Below are 18,357 nucleotides of genomic sequence, written 5' to 3'. Positions count from 1 at the left end.
CAAGTCCGGTCGTGTGCGAACGCTTCAAGCTTATTTGCTTAACTCATTTTTTAATCGGCGTTATCTCGACGTAGTGAGCGATGTCTGGCAAAAATGTGTCGGTCAATCGTTTTTGCCCCGCGAAGACTGCCCAGCCCCAGAGAGCAATGAGAATCGCTGTGGTGAAGAAAAACGCAATGCCATCAGTATCTTGGCGGTCGTTATTCGTAGATTTCTCTTCGGGGCCTGGCCGTATACTACGATAAATATCTCTAAATACAGCCGCTCCACACACTGCCAAATACACAATCATTGATGCATAAAAAATGTTGTCGTGTGCAGCATTAAACAACTGCTCACTTCTGGCGCGTGGCGGTGCGAGATATACTAAGAATAACGTTGCAAAATTGGTTACCGATGCAATTAAGACGGAGAGTAGGATCGACGCAGTTTCATGCTTTCTCGCGACCAGCCTGACAATTCCCGCACCTAAAAAAGACGCAAATAGAAAAAAAGACATCACCATCAAGATATTACTAATCTCAACGGCTCCAAGCGAATCAACAACACCGTTCAATCCCGGCGATAATATTTGTAACTGAGAATGCGGCTGTATCCCCGCAAAGAAGAACGTGAGACAACCACCAATGGCCCCAACCAGTATCGACATTGTAGCAATCGGAGCTCGCTTGATTTCATCGCCAGCATAAACTCCAATATTCCGGATCAAACCAGCGCTCGTCGTTTTCGAATTTTCTCCGTTACTCATCGCCACCACCCGTGAACATATCCATTAGATTTTTGAATTGCATATCATGCAGTGGATAGTGCACAGCCATGATATCTCTAGGTCCCGGCCTACCATGAGGTAGGGTAGTCGGCGGCTCACCCAGCCAGCGGCAAGATGAACTAGGATTACCGCACCATCAGTCAAGGACGATAGCCATGCCGGATAGCTCAGAAGCCAACATCGCCACAGCGGACGCACTGACACTGCTCCTGCATAACCAGCATGCCATATCTGCGGCCATGGAAGAAATTACTAAGTGGCTCTCTGAGAATGGCGTAGGGAGTGTTGCCGCTAACGCGATGACCGCCATGGAAACGCTCGACGCGAATGCTCAAGGCATCACAGACGCCATCATGAGGCTACGGCAATCTTAGGGTTACTCGGCCATCAGTATCGTGGCGGCCTGTTTTAAAATCGACCTCTCTCGTTCAAGCTGATCAATCCTGACTTCAAGTTCCTGGATTTTCTGTTGATCAGGCGTCAGTGCCTTGCTCCGAGGGGTGACGCCGCCTTCTTCCGACAAATCAACACTGCCCATGTCTAAAGGCAGCTCCGTCCCGTCACCTTCAGCTTTGAGAAACTCTTTGATCGCTACACGAGCCAAGATGCTATGTCGCACATTCAACTTCTTGGAAATCAATCGCCACTCTTTGAAATCTTCTGTGGTGAGCCGCACTTTGACTTCGCGGTCTCGGCCCTCTGGGATTCCAGTAGCCATTTCTGCCGCCACCTTTAAAGCTTGCGTAAACGGAGCGTTACCGTCACGCAGAGCATTGAGGGAAGCCGTGATGATCATTCTCCCAAGCGGGCTGTGTTGTTGTTTCCGGCGCTCAGCGCTCTCAACCAACGCTTCATAGGTTTCCTTGCTCATGCGGACCTTGATTTGATTAGGGGTCTGCAGCGCTTTTTGTTTAAATGCCATCTCGTTTCGTCCTTGTAGGGGGCTGACTAGCGTTGTCAGTGGTGCTAATAGGGTCATCCAAAAGTTCGGCTAGTTGCGTGGCGGCGGTACTAACGTTAAGTGCGACTTCTCGTGTGCAAAGATTTCTTCAACTGGCACTAGCGACAGTGACGGCGGCTTTGGCGGATATGGCGGCTTTCCCTCACCAGCTGTTTCCAGCGTCTTGAGCATGATCCTAAGGAGGATGTGCACCGCTTCGTTGGGCGTCGTGCCGAGTTTAGTGGCGAATCCCTTAACCTCTGCGAATAGCTCTTCGTCTAGTGTAACCATGCTGCTTGTCTGGTCGTCCGGGGCCATCGTCTGTTATTCCCTTTAGTTGATTGGTGCGTGCCAAAGAATGGTACTTCGGACTGTCCCAACGTCTCCACCGTACGTATCGATTATTTGCTTTGGTGCCTAGGGTGATCGGCCACACGCTAGTCCCCGTACTGGTATCCCATCCGTGACGTATCCCGCTCGCCCTCTCGCCGGTACACGTCACTCAGTGTCCATCGCAGGCGCTCATGTTCGACCTTCAGTACAGCAAGTTCGGTCGAGCTATCCCGGTACATGACTATCAGTCCGGCGATGTTCTTGTGGGCCTTCCTTAAGTCTCGACGTGTCGTCTCCAGTTCCACACACAACAGATCACAGTGGTGCATCAGCATCTCCGTGCGGGTTGGCATCCCCAGTTCAAAGCCGCCGTTATCGATCAAATCGTCTTTCATCACGCACGCACCAAATACTGTTTATGCGTACAGTACAGATGGGGAAATGGTTGCTCAAGTAGGACATGACAGGTGGTGAAGAGGGTCGAGATATGGAGGGACAGAACCGGACTCTTTAGGCGTTCACATTGCCCAGTGTGAACGAAGCCTATATTTTGTGAACGTTCTGCGTGAATTCAAGACAACAAAAAAGGGCCCACCTTTCGGTGAGCCCTTCTAGACCGCCCAGCAGAGCGGATTTTGTTTGGTAGGCGCGATTGGACTCGAACCAACGACCCCCACCATGTCAAGGTGGTGCTCTAACCAACTGAGCTACGTGCCTGCTGTGAGGCGGCATTCTACGGAATTCCGAAGGGGTGTCAACACCTTTTTTCGAGCTAACCCTATGAATATGCAAAATATTTAATTTTGTCGCTGCAAAGAAGATTTTGCGGTGGCTGGCGGTCGATTTTTATCTCGGGTAGGATCGATGCACTCGTAAAATATATTAAACAGAGGCTACAGGATGGCGAACACCCCCTACCCGGAATCCTATTACGCCGCATCGGCCAATGCGGTTCCGCCGCGCCCGGCCTTGCAGGATGACGTAGAGACTGATGTCTGTGTGATCGGTGCCGGTTACACCGGTCTGTCCTCTGCCCTGTTTCTGCTGGAAAACGGTTTCCGGGTCACGGTGCTTGAAGCGGCGAAGGTAGGTTTTGGTGCGTCGGGGCGCAACGGTGGCCAGATCGTTAACAGTTATAGCCGCGACATTGATGTGATCGAACGCAGTGTCGGTCCCAAGCAGGCTCAGTTGTTGGGGCAGATGGCGTTCGAAGGTGGGCGGATCATTCGTGAGCGGGTTGCCAAATATAATATCCAGTGCGACTTGAAGGACGGTGGTGTGTTCGCCGCCATTACCGCCAAGCAGATGGGCCACCTGGAATCCCAGAAGCGTCTGTGGGAGCGTTTCGGTCACACGCAGCTTGAACTGATGGATCAGCGTCGCATCCGTGAAGTGGTCGCGTGCGATCAATACATCGGCGGCATGCTCGACATGAGCGGCGGGCACATTCATCCGCTGAACCTGGTGTTGGGCGAAGCGGCAGCTGTCGAGTCGCTGGGCGGCACTATTTATGAGCAATCGCCGGCGGTGCGCATCGAGCGCGGCGCGAGTCCGGTGGTGCATACGCCTCAGGGCAAGGTCAGGGCCAAGTTCATCATCGTTGCGGGCAACGCGTATCTCGGTAATCTGGTGCCGGAACTGGCCGCCAAATCGATGCCCTGCGGGACTCAGGTGATCACCACCGAACCTCTGGGCGACGCATTGGCCAAGAGCCTGTTGCCACAGGATTACTGCGTCGAGGACTGCAACTACCTGCTCGACTACTATCGTTTGACCGGCGACAAGCGCCTGGTCTTCGGCGGTGGTGTGGTGTATGGCGCGCGGGATCCGGCGAACATCGAGGCGATTATTCGGCCGAAGATGCTCAAGGCCTTCCCGCAGCTCAAGGACGTGAAGATCGATTACGCCTGGACCGGCAATTTCCTGCTGACCTTGTCGCGTCTTCCTCAAGTCGGACGCCTGGGCGACAACATCTACTATTCCCAGGGTTGCAGCGGCCATGGCGTGACGTATACGCACCTGGCAGGCAAGGTGTTGGCCGAAGCGTTGCGTGGCCAGGCCGAGCGTTTCGATGCGTTTGCCGACCTGCCCCACTACCCGTTCCCCGGCGGACAACTGCTGCGTACACCGTTTGCTGCATTGGGCGCCTGGTATTACGGATTGCGAGACAAATTCGGCTTCTGACCGACTAGATGCAAAAAAGGGGCAACTGCACAGTTGCCCCTTTTCATTTCAGCTCGGGAAGTCAGCCCCTTCGCTGATTGAGCCTCTGCAAGAATCCGTCCCTGCGCTGCTGGTCCATTTCCTCTTTGGCCAAGAGCTCGGGAAGCAGCTCGGCCGCACGCCGGGCTTCGAGGATGAAGACACCGTCATCATCACCAATGGCCAGGTCTCCCGGCTGCACCTGAAACCCGCCCACATTGATCGACTGATTGACTTCCCCATGGGCGCCAATGCCGCGAGTCGTGTACGCACTGACATCCCGGCAAAAGATCGGCAACCCATGGCGACGCAATGCGCTGACATCCGTGACAGCACCTGACACCACCACCCCGGCCAACCCTTTGATCAGCCCGGCCAGGGTGCGCAGTTCGCCCCAGCAGCCACACTCCTCGTCGCCCACACATTCGATCACCAGCACGTCGCCCGGCTCACTCAGCAACAGCGCCTCACGCAAAATGCTGCCATCCGGGGGGAAGACTTTGACGGTGACGACATTACCGACCATGCGGATGTCGTTGAACAGCGGCTTGATCCCCCGCAGGAAACCCCGATCGGAAAAATGGCCGATGGTCGACGAAGGGATCGACCGGTAGGCGTTGAGCAACTCCGGGGCGACGAGCTGCTGGCGAGGGTTGATCTGATAACTCATCGGCATTTCCCCGGACGCAGCAGTGGGCAGGTCGAACAATATTCAGCGGGCTCAGTAGCCAGGTAATAGAAGCAGCAGGTTCGCCGAAAGCGAATGCTGCGCTGGCCCTCGTCGACCAGTGTCGGCGGTCGGCGGAAATGGCTCAGCGGGTTGTAATCGAGGCCGAACAGTGAAGGCTCTGCCTGAGTCAGCAACCACACGAAGTCGGCTTCATAGCGCTCACGCACCGACGGCTCGTCGATTTTTGCCATGCGTTTTTCATACAACGAATACACGCGCACCGCGGTGTTTTCCCACAAGATGCGTCGTGAAACGCCGCTCACACGGTTGAAGGTTTGCCACAGCGGCTTCAACAGCCCGGCAAACAGTGCCTGCACCAGGGTTTCCCGCCAGGCCTCGCGCTCACCTGCCCCGTACGTCAGCGGCAGGGAATGAACCAACGGCATCGAAGACGTCCATAGCCCTTCATCGTGGCCGTATTCGATCACCGTGTTGTCCAGCGACAGCAGCAGCCCTTTGTCGTACACCGACATGGCGTACAAACAGGCGCCGGTGGCCAGGAACGACAGGCGCTTGCCCAGCAGCGAGGCGGTGATCGCCCGCGACGGTGAGCCAATGACCGGGCTCAATGCGTCCAGCAAACGCTCGCACACATCGTCCTGCAACAGATCACGCGCCATCAGCGAGCGTAATGGGTCGCGCTCGGCGCAGTCCTTCAACCGCAACCCACCGCCCAGCACGTTCCACTCTTGCGCGCTGAAGTAACGAGCCAGACTCATTGCGGCAATTCCCGACCAAACGGGATGCACATTGGCGTACCAAAGAACGGGTCAGGAATAATCCTGCAGTTGAGGTCGAACACGGTTTTGACCAGCGCTTGGGTTAAGACGTCCTCAGGCCGGCCCTGGGCAAATGCCCTACGCTCATGCACCGCAACCATATGATCGGCATAACGACAGGCCAGGTTGAGGTCGTGAAGCACCATGATGATGGTTTTGTTTTCGAGCCGGTTGAGGTCGCGCAGCAGGTCCAGCACTTCAATCTGGTGAGCCAGGTCGAGGAAGGTCGTCGGCTCGTCCAGCAGCACGATGCCGGTGTCCTGGGCCAGGGTCATGGCGATCCACGCGCGCTGGCGCTGCCCACCGGACAAGGCATCCACCGGCCGATCCGCCAGCGCCTGCAAACTGGTCTGCGTCAGCGCGCGATTGACCATGGTTTCATCCTCGGACGACCACTGTTGCATCCAGCTCTGATAAGGGTATCGGCCCAAGGCCACGAGCTGGCGAACGGTGATGCCCTCCGGCGCCGTCGGTGTCTGAGGCAGGATGGCCAACTCACGCGCCACCGCCGCCGTGGATTTTTGCTGGATATCCACGCCGTTGAGAATCACCGAGCCTTGCTGCGGTTTCAGCAGTCGGGCAAAGGATTTGAGCAAGGTACTTTTACCGCAGCCGTTACTGCCAATCAGCACCGAGATCTTGCCCTTGGGCAGTTGCATGTCCAGCGCGTCAATAATCACCTGACGCTGATAACTCAGGGTCAGGCCGCGACTTGCAATCGACGTCATACGTTGAATTCCTTAATGACGCTGTTTAATCAATAAATAGAGAAAAAAGGGTGTGCCCAGCACCGCGACAAAGATCCCGGCCGGTAGATCCAGGGGCAAAAACAGCGTGCGCCCGACCAGGTCCGCCAGCATCACCAGGTTTGCCCCGACCAGGGCTGCCATCACGGCCTGCCCAGCGAAACCGGGGGCCACCAGGCGTTTGGCAATATGCGGCGCGATCAGCCCGACAAACGCGATCGCCCCACCCCAGGCAATGGCCGCACCGGCCAACGCCACACTCACCATCAGCAAACCGGCCCGCAGCCATTGCACGCGCACGCCGATGCCTTGGGCCAGATGGTCATCCAGCTGTTGCACCATCACCTGACGGGCCAGCAGCACCAGCAGCGGACAGATGCCCAACAACCAGCCAGCCAGCGCCAGCGGTTCGGGCCACCTGGCGCCGTACACGCTACCGGTTAGCCAGACGTAGGCCGACAGAGTGGTGGTCAGCGGACTGAACACCAGAATGAAGGTGGTCGCGGCCGTCAACATCGCCGAGACGCCCACGCCGATCAGCACCAGCCGCAGCGGTGAGGCCCCCTGCTTCCAGGCCAGCAGATAAATGGACAATGTTGCCAGAGCCGCACCGAGCATCGCCGCCAAGGGCAGAAACTGTTGCCCCAGCGTCGCGGACAAGAACGACAGATAAAGCACGGCGGCGGCGCTGGCACCGCTGGTGATGCCCAGCAGGTCCGGCGATGCCAGCGGGTTGCGGATGATGCTTTGCAGGATCAACCCGGACACCGACAAAGCAGCCCCCACCAGTGCCGCCAGCACAATGCGTGGAAAACGCAGTTGCTCGACGATCAACGTCAGGCTGGCGTCCTGACTGGAAAACAGGATTCGCATCACCTCGAGGGGCGAAAGGATGACTTTCCCCAGCGATAACGAGCCGAGCATCACCAGCACCGTCAGCACCAGCGCCGCCGCCAACCGCCACCACGTGGAGAGGTTGACCCGCCGGGAATACCCGCCTCGGCGCCAGCTCACCACATTATCCATAACGGCCTCCGCGCCGGGCCAACATAATGAAGAACGGTGCGCCGAACAGCGCCGTCATCACCCCCACCGGCACCTCCTGCGGCAGGATCAATACCCGCGACAGGGTATCCGCCAACAGCAGGAGAATGGCGCCGAGCAGCGCACAACCAGGCAGCAACCAGCGATGGTCGATGGACAACCCTTTGCGCACCATGTGCGGTACCAGAAGACCTATGAAACCAATGCTGCCGGCCAACGCCACCGCGCTGCCCGCGAGACAGATCACCAGCACGCTCATCAGCAGCCGGATCAGGCCGGTTTGCTGCCCCAGCCCCGTAGCAATTTCTTCCCCGGCGTTCAGCACGTTGACCTGCCCGGCCAGCAACAGCGCCCCCGACAACCCGAACAGATCAGTCAGCAACAAGGGTGCAGCGCTCGACAGGTTGCGTTCGGTCAACGAACCGGCCATCCAGAACAGCACCGTGTCCAGGCCATCCTGATTCACCACCAGCAGCGCCTGGCTGAAGGCGGAGAACAACGCGGCGATCGCCGCGCCCGCCAGCACGATGCGCAGCGGACTGAGACTGCCTTGCTCCATGTTGCCGATCAGCCACACCAGACAACCCGCCACAGCAGCGCCAATGAACGCCGACCATAGCCAGGCATCCGGGGATGACAGCGAGAAGATCGAGGAAAACAGGATGATAAAAAAAGTCGCACCGGCATTGATCCCGAACAGCCCGGGTGACGCCAGCGGATTGCGCGTCAGTGCCTGCATCAGGGCGCCCGCGACCGCCAGACTGGCGCCTACGGAAATCGCCATCAGAGTGCGCGACAGACGCGTGGTGGTCACCAGCACATGCCTGATACTCAACGGGTCGGGATGGACAAACGCTGCTGCAATCTGTGGCAGTGGAATCCAGGTCGCACCGACCGCCAGGCTCAACACGCAGCACAGCAGCAACACGACACCCGCGCTGCACAGTTTTACTCCCGGACTCATGAGGCCACCTGCGCGGCGGCCACGCGGGCCACGTCGTCGAGCATCAGGTTCGCCCCCAACATCCCGCCCGACAGACTCCACGCGACGCCATCGACCTGCCACACCTGTCCTTGCTGCGGGGCACGCATCTGCTTCCACAGCGGGTGTTGCACCAGACTCTCGTAGTTGCGCTGCACCGCCCCGTTCTGCGCGCGCAGGAAGACAAAAAAGATGTCGGCATTCACCACCGCAAGGCTTTCCTTGCTGGTGAGTTTGATCGATACCCCGCTCGCCGCCCGGCTGCTGTCACTCCAATTGAATCCCAGTTCGGTGAGCACGGAGCCCGGAAAACTCGCCGGCAGGTAACTGCGGATGTGGTCTTCGCGGATGTCCAGAATCGATACCGTGGGAGGCCAGCGTCCGGCAAATGTCTGCTGCAGTTGCTCGCACAGTTGTGCCACGCGTTGCTGCCATCGGTTCAGAATCTCGTCGGCCCTCTGTTGCTGGTGTAAAGCAGCACCCATCAGTGCCAGGGTCTTTTTGAACTCAAACACTTCCTCCAGCATCAGCACCGGGGCGATCTGTTTGAGTAACGGTGCAATGCGTTCATGACGATAGCGCGAGGCAATAATCACGTCCGGCTTCAGCAGCGCGATGTCCTCAAGACTGGGCTGGGTTTCCAGGCCGACATGGGGCACAGCGCCCAGTGCTTCGCGCAAGTAGTGATAGGTCGGTTTTTCGCTCCAGGAATCAACCACGCCACACGGGGTCACGCCCAACACCACGGCACAGTCGGTGGCGCCCTGAAACAGGGTGATCACCCGCAACGGCGCGGCGCCAGCCTCGGCCCACGCTGGCGTGGAAAACCTGAGGGCGAGCGCCCCCAGGGACAGGCGCAACAGCGTGCGCCTGGAGGGATGACATCGCGGCTCAAGCTTCACGATCGAGCCTGTGAAACGGATTGACCACCTGCCCTTTGCCAAACGGCATGCTGCCAGGGCCACCCGCACGTTCGATCATCGGAGTGAGCAGCAATTTCTGCGGCCAGTGCGGCGATTCGAACAGCTGGTGCTTGATCATGATCCGCGCCTCGGCGTCAAACTCGATGGTGTCGATCAACTCGTTGAGCACTTCGCCCATCGCCGTCCACAACCCGGTCGCCGGCAATGAGTAGACCTCAGCCAGCGTATCGATGATGGCGCGGAGGTTGACCTGAATACCCAGGGTCTGCAGCCAGAACAGCAGGTCTTCAGGGCGCTCGTGGTACAGCGTGTTGGCGTGCCCCTTCTTCAGCCGGTAAGCCGGATCAGCCAGACCGTTGCGTTCCAGCCACGGCACGAAGATGCGCAACGAATCGTGATCGCGCAACAGCAGGCCCTGGGCGTAACCGGCCTTCCACACCAGCACCGCGTTCTGCCCGTGAATTTCCCCCAGCATGCCGATGCGGAACATCCGCAGGTTGATATCAAAGAAGCTGTGGCACAGCTCGCGGAACAGCGTCATCACCGATCCGGCATTGGCCGGCAGTTGGCGGTAGCCCATCCAGTCATCGAAGAAGTGCTGGTTGCTGCCCGGCAGCGGTGTGCCCAACGCAGCCATGGGCACCAGTCGACAGTCCGGGGCTTCGAGCAGCGCCGGCGGATAGCCGCGCACCATGGCCGACAGGTGCCGCGGCGCTTCGTCGAACAGCGTGGCGTCCGGCGGCATGAACGCCCACCACTTGGTTTCGTCGCACAGATGCAGGGACTGCTGCAGCGTTTCATCCTTGCCCAGTGCCTGACGCAGCAGCGCCTCGCTCAAGCCGCCATTGATCATTTTTACCGCGGGCAGATAACGCGACGCACCCAGGGAATAAATGGCCATCGGCAACTTGAGGTAATCGGCACTGTTGAAGCACGGGGTCATCGAGCGCAATGACGAGGTGGCGAAAAAATCACCGTCGGTGAAGTCCAGTCGATGGCAGTCACCCTTGGTGAAAGCGTCGCCGAGTTGCGCCTCCAGCACGTGTTCGAACTGCCACGGGTGCACCGGCAGCGCGATGTGGCTTCGGGCAATGCCCCGCTGCTGCAGCTCTTGGTGCAAGTTGGCCTGCAACAGCGGCGGCAACAGGAACTGGGCGGGATAACTCTGTGCCAGATCCGTCACACCGTCGCCGCATTGCAGCAACGTGCGGTCGACCGCGACCCAATTGAGCGCCACCGGACGGGCGAACTCCGCCTGATACTGCCGATATTCCGCGTCGTCCAAACCCTGCTTGGCTTTGGCCAGCGGATGGTAGGGACGATCACGCAACGAAGCCCACTGCTCCATCGCCAGGAAAAAGTCCGCGTTGCTCTTTTCCAGCAAGCGTTCGCTGTCAACCCGATGGGCCAGGGACAACTCGGTTTGCCTGACGCTAGTGCGCAGCACATCCAGAAACAGGGCGAAGCCTTTTTCATTGTCCGGGTAGCGATCGGTCATCCCTGCCAACACCTGGGTCGTGAAGGCCTCGGGTGACAGCGCGGTCAGTTGGTCATTCTGTCGCGCCCAAACCGGCGTGCCCGGTACTTTCTCCCATTGCTGGGTTATACCGGGACGCAGGGCAATAACGATGCAACCTTGGGGATCGCTGGGCCATTCCCAGATCCGTTGTTCGGCGCTCAACCCCGTAAACGGCTGATCGGCCGATGACGAGGGCGCCACCAGGTTCAGCGGCTCGGTCCCGAAAAAATGTTCGGCCAGCAAACAATCGACCAAATCCTGCATCACCCTGTCGGCGGCCATTGCGGTGAAGTTCATCCGATTATTTTCCTTCTGCTGAAGTGGCGGCCAATTTGGCCTGAAGGGCACGAAAAGCGATGCCACGCTCGTCACCCAAAACAAAGCTTTTTACGCCGCGAGCCAACCATCGTTCGTGGTCGCCCGGCTGACGTGGAATCGCGCAATACGGCACACCCGCGGCACTCGCCGCTTGCCAGCTGGAGAGCAGCGCTTGCTGCACCTCGGGCCGGTCGATCTGCCAGGGCATGCCCATCGATTGCGATAAATCGGCGGCCCCTTCGAGGATCAAGTCCAGGCCCGGCACCGCGGCAATCTCTGCCGCGCGTCGCACACCTTCGGCACTTTCGATCATCGCTACGATCATGATTTGCTCGTTGGCCAGCGCGACGTACTCCGCCAGGCTGTGTTTGCCAAACGCACCGGGGCGACCGGCATTCAGGCTGCGGGTGCCCTGCGGGTGGTATTTGCAGGCTCGAATGCTTTCGGCCAAGGGTTCGGGGCCTTCGATCATCGGCAAGACAATGCCCTGGGCACCGCCATCGAGCAGGCGCAGCAGGGTTTTCGGGTTGAGGTCCGCCACCCGCACCAGCGGGGTCAGCGCGTAACTTTCGGCGGTGCGGATCATGTTCTCCACGGTCTCGGGATTGATCAGCACGTGTTCCATATCGATGATCACAAAATCAAAACCCGCCTCGGCGATCAGTTCGATGGCCGCAGGCGACGGAATCGAGCTGATCAGGCCGTAGACCGGCTCACCTGTTCTGAGCTTCTGCTTGAGCAGATTGGTCCTCAGCATGATTGCGGCCGGAACGCGTGCAGCGGATTCGGCACCGATTTGAAACGACGTTCGCCGTCGCCCAGCAGGCGGCGCTTGGTCAACTCCTCCACTTCATAGAACGGAGCGAAGACATCAAACGCTGCACAACGCGGGCTGTGTTGCGGATGTTCGGCCTGGTAAGCGGTGATCACCTCGGCGGTCATTTTCCAGAACAGAGCCTCTTCCAGCTGGTAGTGCTGATGCAGGAAAATCGCCATCTCGGCCAGGGCGATGAAAAAGAACGAGTCACAGGAAAAATCCCGGACCGCATCCAGGTCGTCGGTGAGGATGAACGAATTGCGGTTGAGCTTGGCGTGGCTGGCGGGCAGCGGCACCAGGGTCGGGCACAGTTCGGGGCGCCCCAAGTGCTGCGGTGAATAGCGCACGCCGTCGTGGAAGTCTTTCAGGGCTATGCGTTGCGGCCAGCCCTGCTTGACGATCAGGACGATGTTCTGCCCATGGGATTCCATGCCGATGCCTTCGGCGTACAGCATGTGAATGATCGGCGACACCGCCACCTGCAAGAGTTGACGCGTCCAGGCGTGCAGGCCGTATTGAGCGATCCAGGCATCGATGAACGGGGTCTGTTCACCGTTGCCGTAGCGATTGTCCACGGAGCTCAAACCATTGAACGGCACCGCCTGCTCGTCGTCTTGCAGGTACTGGTGAATGCTCTCGCGCCACAGCGTGCCCATCGTGCCGTAGGCCTGGGACATCCGCGTAGCAGGCAGGTGATCGTAATCAAAGCTGACGCCGACCACCTCACCGAGAATCACAAAGCCAAGGTCGCGGGCGGTGCTGTCGCTGCCGATCAATTGCTGCAACCAGTCGGTGATGATCGGGCCGTTCATCACCGTATGCCGGGCCAGAATTCGGGTGCTGGAGGTATTGGTCATGCTCAGCGCGAGCTTGACGTAAGGCCGCTTTTTTTCAGTGACGTTGGCCAGGGTGCGGATTGACTGTTGCGCCTGATAACGGTCATCCGTAGTGCCCAGATAGATCACCTCACCGCTGACCAGTTCTGGGTAGAACACGGGAACGATGACGTTTTCCCACTGCCACGGGTGCACCGGCATCAGCCAGTAATCGCCCATCGACTTGCCTTGATCGGTAAGGCTCTCAGCCAGTTGCTGCCAGCGCTGAAGTCCGAATTCCTGCTGGATAAACCCGTCGTAATCCAAGTGCCGCGAGATATTCATCGCCCCGCAAGTTTTCGCAACCGCCAGCCAGACAATCGCGATGGGCGCGGCAAATTCCGGCCCGTGACTGGCGTTGTCCTTGAGCGAGAAACCGATGCGCGATTTGTAGCAAGGGTGATAGCTGTGGGCGTCCATGAAGTGCTGTTCCAGCGCATCGACATCCAGCTGATACGGAGGTTTGGCCGCTTGATAGCCCTGGCTGCGCGATTGCAGATCCTTGAGCATCGTTTGTTCAAGCTCATGGGTGAAGCGTGGCAGGTGCGGGCTGTCCTGAAGTTCACTCAGCAGCTCCGCCAATGCTTGATGAAGGTGCGGCCGACTGCGTGCGCCCAACGCGTCTACGCGTTCGAGACTGGCATAGTCGAGGCGGATCAGCTCGAAGCTTTCGCTGAGCAATCCGCTGCAGTGGTACTCCACCGGTTGTTGCTGCGCATCGAAGCCGCTGACAACAAAACGGTACTGGTCGCCATCGAGTGGCGAATGGAGATACGGCAGGACGTTTTCATACAGCAGCGTTTGCAGCAGCTGGCCCACCACGCGCTGTTCCACTTGCTGATAGTGGCGCGGATCGGCCGTCGCCAGCCAGACGCCTGGCACGCCATCCTGAGCCTGAGGTGTTGCCTGTGAAGAAGTCGCCATAGTCATAACCTTGTCCGTGAAAGAATTAACGGTGTTCGAGGGCTGAGGGCAATGCCTCGGCCGCCTCGTCGGATGTGTGAACGGGAAAACGCCAGGCACAGGGCAATGCCAGCAGGATGAGGATGCCGGTGGCCATGAAAACCTCGCTGATCGCCCCCGGGGTTGCCACCGAAACAATGCCGCCCGCCGTCTCGGCGGCCAGGCGAAACTCCAGCCAGAGCGAGGCGATCACGATGGCCAGTGACGAGACGAGACGACGGGAAATGTTGTTCATCGCCGCGCCCTGGGTGACCATCGGTTCAGGCAGCGCATCGAGCCCGGCGGTGGTGATGGGGATATAGGACAGGCCCAACCCGGCGCCGCGGACCATCATCAGAAAAAACACCACACCGATTGAAGCGCCAGCCCCCAGCATGCCCAATCCCAACGTGGCGCCCCCGGTCAGCAGCAGCCCCCAGAGCACCACGCCGCGCGGGCCGTGACGGTCCAGCCACTTGCCGCCGAGATGCCCGAACAGGCTGGCGAACATCGCCGTGCACAGCAGCGACAAGCCGGTCCAGATAGCGCTGTAGCCCATCACCACTTGCACCAGCAGCGGCAGCAGCACCAGGCATTCGAACATGCCGACCGACTGCACCACGGCGATGATCACGCTCAAGCGATAACCGCGCAGGGCAAAGATGCGCAGGTTTAGCAGCGGCGCAGCCCGGTTCAGTTCCAGTCGCACGAACGCAACCAGGCACAGGACGGCCGCCAGCAGCATGCCAAGGTTGAGCGGATCAGTGAGGGCCTCGGCGTGACGCAAGCGGCCAACGGCGATCATCAGCAGGCCGATGCCCGTCGCGATCAACAGGTAACCCGCCAGGTCGAAAGGTTTGCGCTCTGCCGCTTCAGAGGCCGGCAGCACACCGACACCCAGGATCAGCGCCAGCAGGCCAATCGGCGCATTCATCAGGAACAGCGAACGCCAACTGAACCACTCCAGCATCAGGCTCCCGCACAAGGGTCCCAATGCCGGCGCCAGCATGACCGCCGCGCCCCACAGGCCGGTGACCCTGCCCCGCTCGCCCTTGGCGTACACCGAAAAAATGATCGCCAGCGACAGCGGAATCATCAGCCCGCTGGCAATGCCTTGCACCACGCGTGCGGCAATCACCAGCGCGATGGAGTTGGCCAGCGCCCCCAGCAGCGAACCGCAGACAAACAACGCCACGCCCCACAAATACAGGGATTTGCGCCCCACCCGCTGGCTGAGAAAACTGGTGAGGGGCATGGTCATGCCCATGCTCACCATGAACGCAGCCACAATCCAGGTGGCCAACAGCGGACCGATATCAAAGGCCTCCATGAACGCTGGCAACGCCGGGTTCAGCGAGCTGTTGTTCAGGCTGACCGTCAGCGTGCCCAACAACACATTGACCACCACCAACCAGCGCGGCACGGCAAACGTCAGTCCCACGTTGCAACTCCGGCCTGCTGCACAAACACCTGCGGCGGTCGCGGATGACAGAGGAAGTCGGCATGGGAGATGTTGTAGCCATAGGCACCCGCCAGCGGCAGCACCAGCATGTCGCCGATCTCCACCCCGGTGAGCGGGCAATCGCGGCTCAGCACATCCTTGGGCGTACAGAGCTGCCCCACGACGGTCCAGTCCTGTTGTGTCGCCGGCGGTGTTACGCGTTGCCGGGGCAGATGAATGATCGGGTGATCATGTCCCTGGGCAACCGGCAAACGGAACTGATGAGTGCCGCCCCGACAGACCAGGAAGTGCTTGCCGTGGCTGATTTTCTTATCGAGCACTTCAATGACGTAATAGCCGCAGAAGGCGCTGATGAATCGACCGGGCTCAAAGCGCACGATGGGCGCATCGGCACAGGCTGCAAGGGACTGGCCCAAATGCGTACACAAGCGCTGCCAATCGAATTGCTGCGGCCCGAGGTAATTAACGCCGATGCCACCGCCCACATTGAGGTGGGTGATCGCCGCGGGATCGGCCGACAACGCCTTCCATTGCGGCCAGCGCTGCAAGTACAGATCGAGCAATTGTTCATGGCGTTCCACCTGCGATTGATGGGACATCGCATGCACATGAAAACCCTTGAGCCGCAGGTGGCTGGCGTTATCGACCCAACTGACCGCTTGGGCCAGCTCCGACTCATCGATCCCGAACGGCGTGGCCGTGCCGGCCATCGCCAGTTTGCTGGAGAGCGGCGACGGCAGTTCAGGATTGATCCGCAGCAAGACGTCTTGCACGTGCCCCGCTTCCAGTGCCAGCCGTTGCAGGCGGACGATTTCATTCAGGCTTTCGATGTGAATCGCTTCGACCTGATGTTGCAGCGCCGACCGCAGATCGGAGTCCAGTTTGCCGGGGCCGGAGAAGATGAATGGTTTGCGCGTCGGGCAGACCTGGAGACGATCGATCTCGCCGCCGGAGGAAATCTCGAACCCGTGCACCAACGGCGCGACGGTGGAGAGGATCTGCGGTTCACTGTTGGCCTTGATCGCGTAGTAAAGCTCCACGCCTTCGGGCAGCGCTGCCATCACTTGCGTCACATGCTGTTTCAGCGCGTCCAGGTCATAGATGAACAGCGCCAGCGGGTCTTCGTGTTGTAGGCGGGCTTCGTCGATGGCGGCCAATACCGCGACGGGCAGCTTATCCATGTTTGGCCTCCTTGCCCCACGGGGACACCAGACTGACATAGCTGGCCTGGCGATCAGCCTTGGCTGCCAGACGGACTTTCAGGTTGGTTTTGCAGGCAATCGGCTGACCGGCGATCAGTGCGTCCAGCTCCGGCGCAGCGCGGGTCAATTCGGCGCGGATGCTGATCAATTGCTGCTCCACCCGTTGCCACATCAGCGGCGCCAGGTGCGGACGCTCCCAACTCAGGGCCAGTACCGCCTCGGACAAGTTGTTGACGAACAGGCAATAGACGATGCGATTCCAGCCTTGCTGGCGGGAATAGAGCAACGACTCACGGACCCGTGGATGAACCTCTGCGTCGATCCGGGAAGCACCCAGTTCGTCGGTCAGTTTGACCCCTTCGAAATCCCGCAGGAGCAAGCGTTGTGGACGACCGTTGTCATGCACCAGCACGCTGTTCTGCAAATGCGGTTCCATCACAATGCCGTGGTTGAAGAACAGCGCCAGCACCGGCCGCAGCAGCAGCGCCTGATAGTCGTCAAACCAGCTCAACAGCTGTTGATCGTCGAGGTCATTGCCGTTGAACCGGCTCAGGAACTCATGCACCAACGGCGGTAAATGCAGGCCACGAGCGAACAACGTACCGGCCATGATGCTGCAATCGGTGCCGGTGACGAGGCAGAAGTTCTCCCGCAGGATCGCCCCGGTCTGTTCGCGGAACCAGTGGTTATCGGCTTCGCTGGCCTGTTGCGGCGCCCAGCTCAGATTGCCCGGCTCGGCCACCACCGAAAGCCCGCCAAGGGTTTCGGGCCGGGTCAGTTGGAGGTTACGAAAGACTCGGTCGATCATCAGTGCGCTTTCCAGTTCGTACCAGGCGTTTTTCCTGACGCAGTTGGTGATGCGCACGTTCAGCGAGCCCTTGATGAAGAACTCATGGCCCTCGATGTACCAGGTTCGGATGGACGCAGTGGGGTTGGCCATCAGCCCTGTGGCGCCAAGATCGACGATGGCCGCGGATTTCAACAAACGCTGAACCCGACCATCCTGCATGAACAGCTGAGCCTGAACCGGGTGCATGCAGATAACGGCGTGCCCTGGCCGCGCCTGCGCTTGATCGGCAAAACCGGCCAGCACTTGGGCTTTGCTCAGGCCGTTGGCTCCGACGTTCAATCCTTCCAGCGGCACCTCGAACAGGTGCAATGGCGTGCGGGCCTGGAATTCCGGGGCATAGGTTTCCTGGGCCAGATGAGCTGGCCACAGGCGCGCCTTGGGTGCCGGGTGGTTCGGATGACCAAACCACAAGCCCTGCTCGCTGGCGAGGTAACCGCTGAGCGGTGCCGGGTGCTGGCCGTCCATGTTGTGGCCGACGATGGCCGCGGTCAGCAACTGGCTTTGCAACACCTGATCCAGCAACTCGTCGTTGCTGGCGCGGGTCATGTGTTCGCACGCCGCGAGCAACTGCTCGACGAACTCGGCAAACCTCAGGCACGACCAGTCGCCCTCGCCACGCCGGGCATAAACATCCGACAGGTAACGGTGACTGCCCAGACCATCACGGCGGTCCACCATCACAAAGAACTGCTGCTGGTTGGGCAGGTTGATGGTCAGGGGAATGCCCTTCCATTCCAGGCCCTCAAGGTAACTGCCCGGGGCGATACCTTGCATCTGCGTCGGCCAACTGTAACTGAGGCAGTTTTCCGGCAAGGCGAACTCTTTGATCAAACAATTAAGCAACGCACGCGTCGTCGCCAACTCACTGACCATATTCGATAAAACACTGCGATCTGGATGATTCATGGGTGCTCCACAGTAGCC

Annotated in this window: 16 protein-coding genes, 1 tRNA gene and 1 pseudogene; 2 read left to right on the top strand and 16 right to left on the bottom strand. The window is 59.4% G+C overall.

Annotated elements, in window-relative coordinates; translation table 11 throughout:
• Window positions 1-43: 43 nt before the first annotated feature.
• On the bottom strand, window positions 44-748 hold the full coding sequence (locus WLY71_RS04740; protein WP_347802682.1) for a hypothetical protein: 705 nt from the start codon (window positions 746-748) through the stop codon (window positions 44-46).
• 176 nt (window positions 749-924) lie between these two features.
• Between WLY71_RS04740 and WLY71_RS04735 the strand changes: the two genes are divergently transcribed.
• The gene (locus WLY71_RS04735; protein ID WP_347802681.1) at window positions 925-1,143 is read left to right on the top strand and encodes a hypothetical protein; all 219 of its coding nucleotides are present in this window, start codon (window positions 925-927) and stop codon (window positions 1,141-1,143) included.
• A 29-nt stretch (window positions 1,144-1,172) separates the two neighbouring features.
• On the opposite strand, the pseudogene WLY71_RS04730 reads toward WLY71_RS04735, so the two are convergent.
• From WLY71_RS04730 to WLY71_RS04720, 3 genes and pseudogenes are all read right to left on the bottom strand, one after another.
• Window positions 1,173-1,289, bottom strand: a pseudogene (locus WLY71_RS04730) (IS3 family transposase); the annotation flags it as partial.
• An 857-nt stretch (window positions 1,290-2,146) separates the two neighbouring features.
• Complete coding sequence (locus WLY71_RS04725) at window positions 2,147-2,437, bottom strand: hypothetical protein (RefSeq protein WP_347802680.1); 291 nt, start codon at window positions 2,435-2,437, stop codon at window positions 2,147-2,149.
• 245 nt (window positions 2,438-2,682) lie between these two features.
• Window positions 2,683-2,759, bottom strand: a tRNA-Val gene (locus tag WLY71_RS04720).
• Between the two features lie 183 nt (window positions 2,760-2,942).
• Here WLY71_RS04720 and WLY71_RS04715 point away from each other — a divergent pair.
• Complete coding sequence (locus WLY71_RS04715) at window positions 2,943-4,226, top strand: NAD(P)/FAD-dependent oxidoreductase (RefSeq protein WP_347802679.1); 1,284 nt, start codon at window positions 2,943-2,945, stop codon at window positions 4,224-4,226.
• Between the two features lie 61 nt (window positions 4,227-4,287).
• On the opposite strand, the gene WLY71_RS04710 is transcribed toward WLY71_RS04715, so the two are convergent.
• The 12 genes from WLY71_RS04710 to WLY71_RS04655 are packed head-to-tail and all read right to left on the bottom strand — an operon-like array spanning window position 4,288 to window position 18,339.
• Window positions 4,288-4,920, bottom strand: a complete 633-nt coding sequence (locus tag WLY71_RS04710) for an RraA family protein (protein WP_347802721.1) — start codon at window positions 4,918-4,920, stop codon at window positions 4,288-4,290.
• Window positions 4,911-5,693, bottom strand: coding sequence for an IucA/IucC family C-terminal-domain containing protein (locus WLY71_RS04705; protein WP_347802678.1), 783 nt, complete (start codon window positions 5,691-5,693; stop codon window positions 4,911-4,913). Before WLY71_RS04705 ends, WLY71_RS04710 begins: the two co-directional genes overlap by 10 nt.
• Window positions 5,690-6,481: an ABC transporter ATP-binding protein gene (locus WLY71_RS04700; RefSeq protein WP_347802677.1), complete on the bottom strand. Its 792-nt coding sequence runs from the start codon at window positions 6,479-6,481 to the stop codon at window positions 5,690-5,692. Before WLY71_RS04700 ends, WLY71_RS04705 begins: the two co-directional genes overlap by 4 nt.
• 12 nt (window positions 6,482-6,493) lie before the next feature.
• Window positions 6,494-7,525 carry a FecCD family ABC transporter permease gene (locus tag WLY71_RS04695; protein ID WP_347802676.1) on the bottom strand — a complete coding sequence of 344 codons (1,032 nt, stop codon included), beginning with the start codon at window positions 7,523-7,525 and terminating at the stop codon, window positions 6,494-6,496.
• Window positions 7,518-8,507: a FecCD family ABC transporter permease gene (locus WLY71_RS04690; RefSeq protein WP_347802675.1), complete on the bottom strand. Its 990-nt coding sequence runs from the start codon at window positions 8,505-8,507 to the stop codon at window positions 7,518-7,520. Before WLY71_RS04690 ends, WLY71_RS04695 begins: the two co-directional genes overlap by 8 nt.
• Window positions 8,504-9,427: an ABC transporter substrate-binding protein gene (locus WLY71_RS04685; RefSeq protein WP_347802674.1), complete on the bottom strand. Its 924-nt coding sequence runs from the start codon at window positions 9,425-9,427 to the stop codon at window positions 8,504-8,506. The genes WLY71_RS04690 and WLY71_RS04685 overlap by 4 nt, the downstream gene beginning before the upstream one ends.
• A complete protein-coding gene (locus WLY71_RS04680; RefSeq protein WP_347802673.1) occupies window positions 9,417-11,264 on the bottom strand; it encodes an IucA/IucC family protein in 1,848 nt (615 codons plus the stop codon). Before WLY71_RS04680 ends, WLY71_RS04685 begins: the two co-directional genes overlap by 11 nt.
• A 4-nt stretch (window positions 11,265-11,268) precedes the next feature.
• Window positions 11,269-12,042 carry an HpcH/HpaI aldolase family protein gene (locus tag WLY71_RS04675; RefSeq protein WP_347802672.1) on the bottom strand — a complete coding sequence of 258 codons (774 nt, stop codon included), beginning with the start codon at window positions 12,040-12,042 and terminating at the stop codon, window positions 11,269-11,271.
• Complete coding sequence (locus WLY71_RS04670) at window positions 12,036-13,907, bottom strand: IucA/IucC family protein (protein WP_347802671.1); 1,872 nt, start codon at window positions 13,905-13,907, stop codon at window positions 12,036-12,038. Before WLY71_RS04670 ends, WLY71_RS04675 begins: the two co-directional genes overlap by 7 nt.
• A 19-nt stretch (window positions 13,908-13,926) precedes the next feature.
• Window positions 13,927-15,354 carry a DHA2 family efflux MFS transporter permease subunit gene (locus tag WLY71_RS04665; protein WP_347802720.1) on the bottom strand — a complete coding sequence of 476 codons (1,428 nt, stop codon included), beginning with the start codon at window positions 15,352-15,354 and terminating at the stop codon, window positions 13,927-13,929.
• Complete coding sequence (locus WLY71_RS04660; protein ID WP_347802670.1) at window positions 15,351-16,562, bottom strand: type III PLP-dependent enzyme; 1,212 nt, start codon at window positions 16,560-16,562, stop codon at window positions 15,351-15,353. Before WLY71_RS04660 ends, WLY71_RS04665 begins: the two co-directional genes overlap by 4 nt.
• A complete protein-coding gene (locus WLY71_RS04655; protein WP_347802669.1) occupies window positions 16,555-18,339 on the bottom strand; it encodes an IucA/IucC family protein in 1,785 nt (594 codons plus the stop codon). Before WLY71_RS04655 ends, WLY71_RS04660 begins: the two co-directional genes overlap by 8 nt.
• Window positions 18,340-18,357: the final 18 nt, after the last annotated feature.

The organism is Pseudomonas rossensis, from assembly GCF_039888995.1.
Lineage (GTDB): Bacteria > Pseudomonadota > Gammaproteobacteria > Pseudomonadales > Pseudomonadaceae > Aquipseudomonas > Aquipseudomonas rossensis.
Note: the sequence above shows the minus strand (reverse complement) of the source record. Positions and strands in the feature narration are given on the sequence as shown.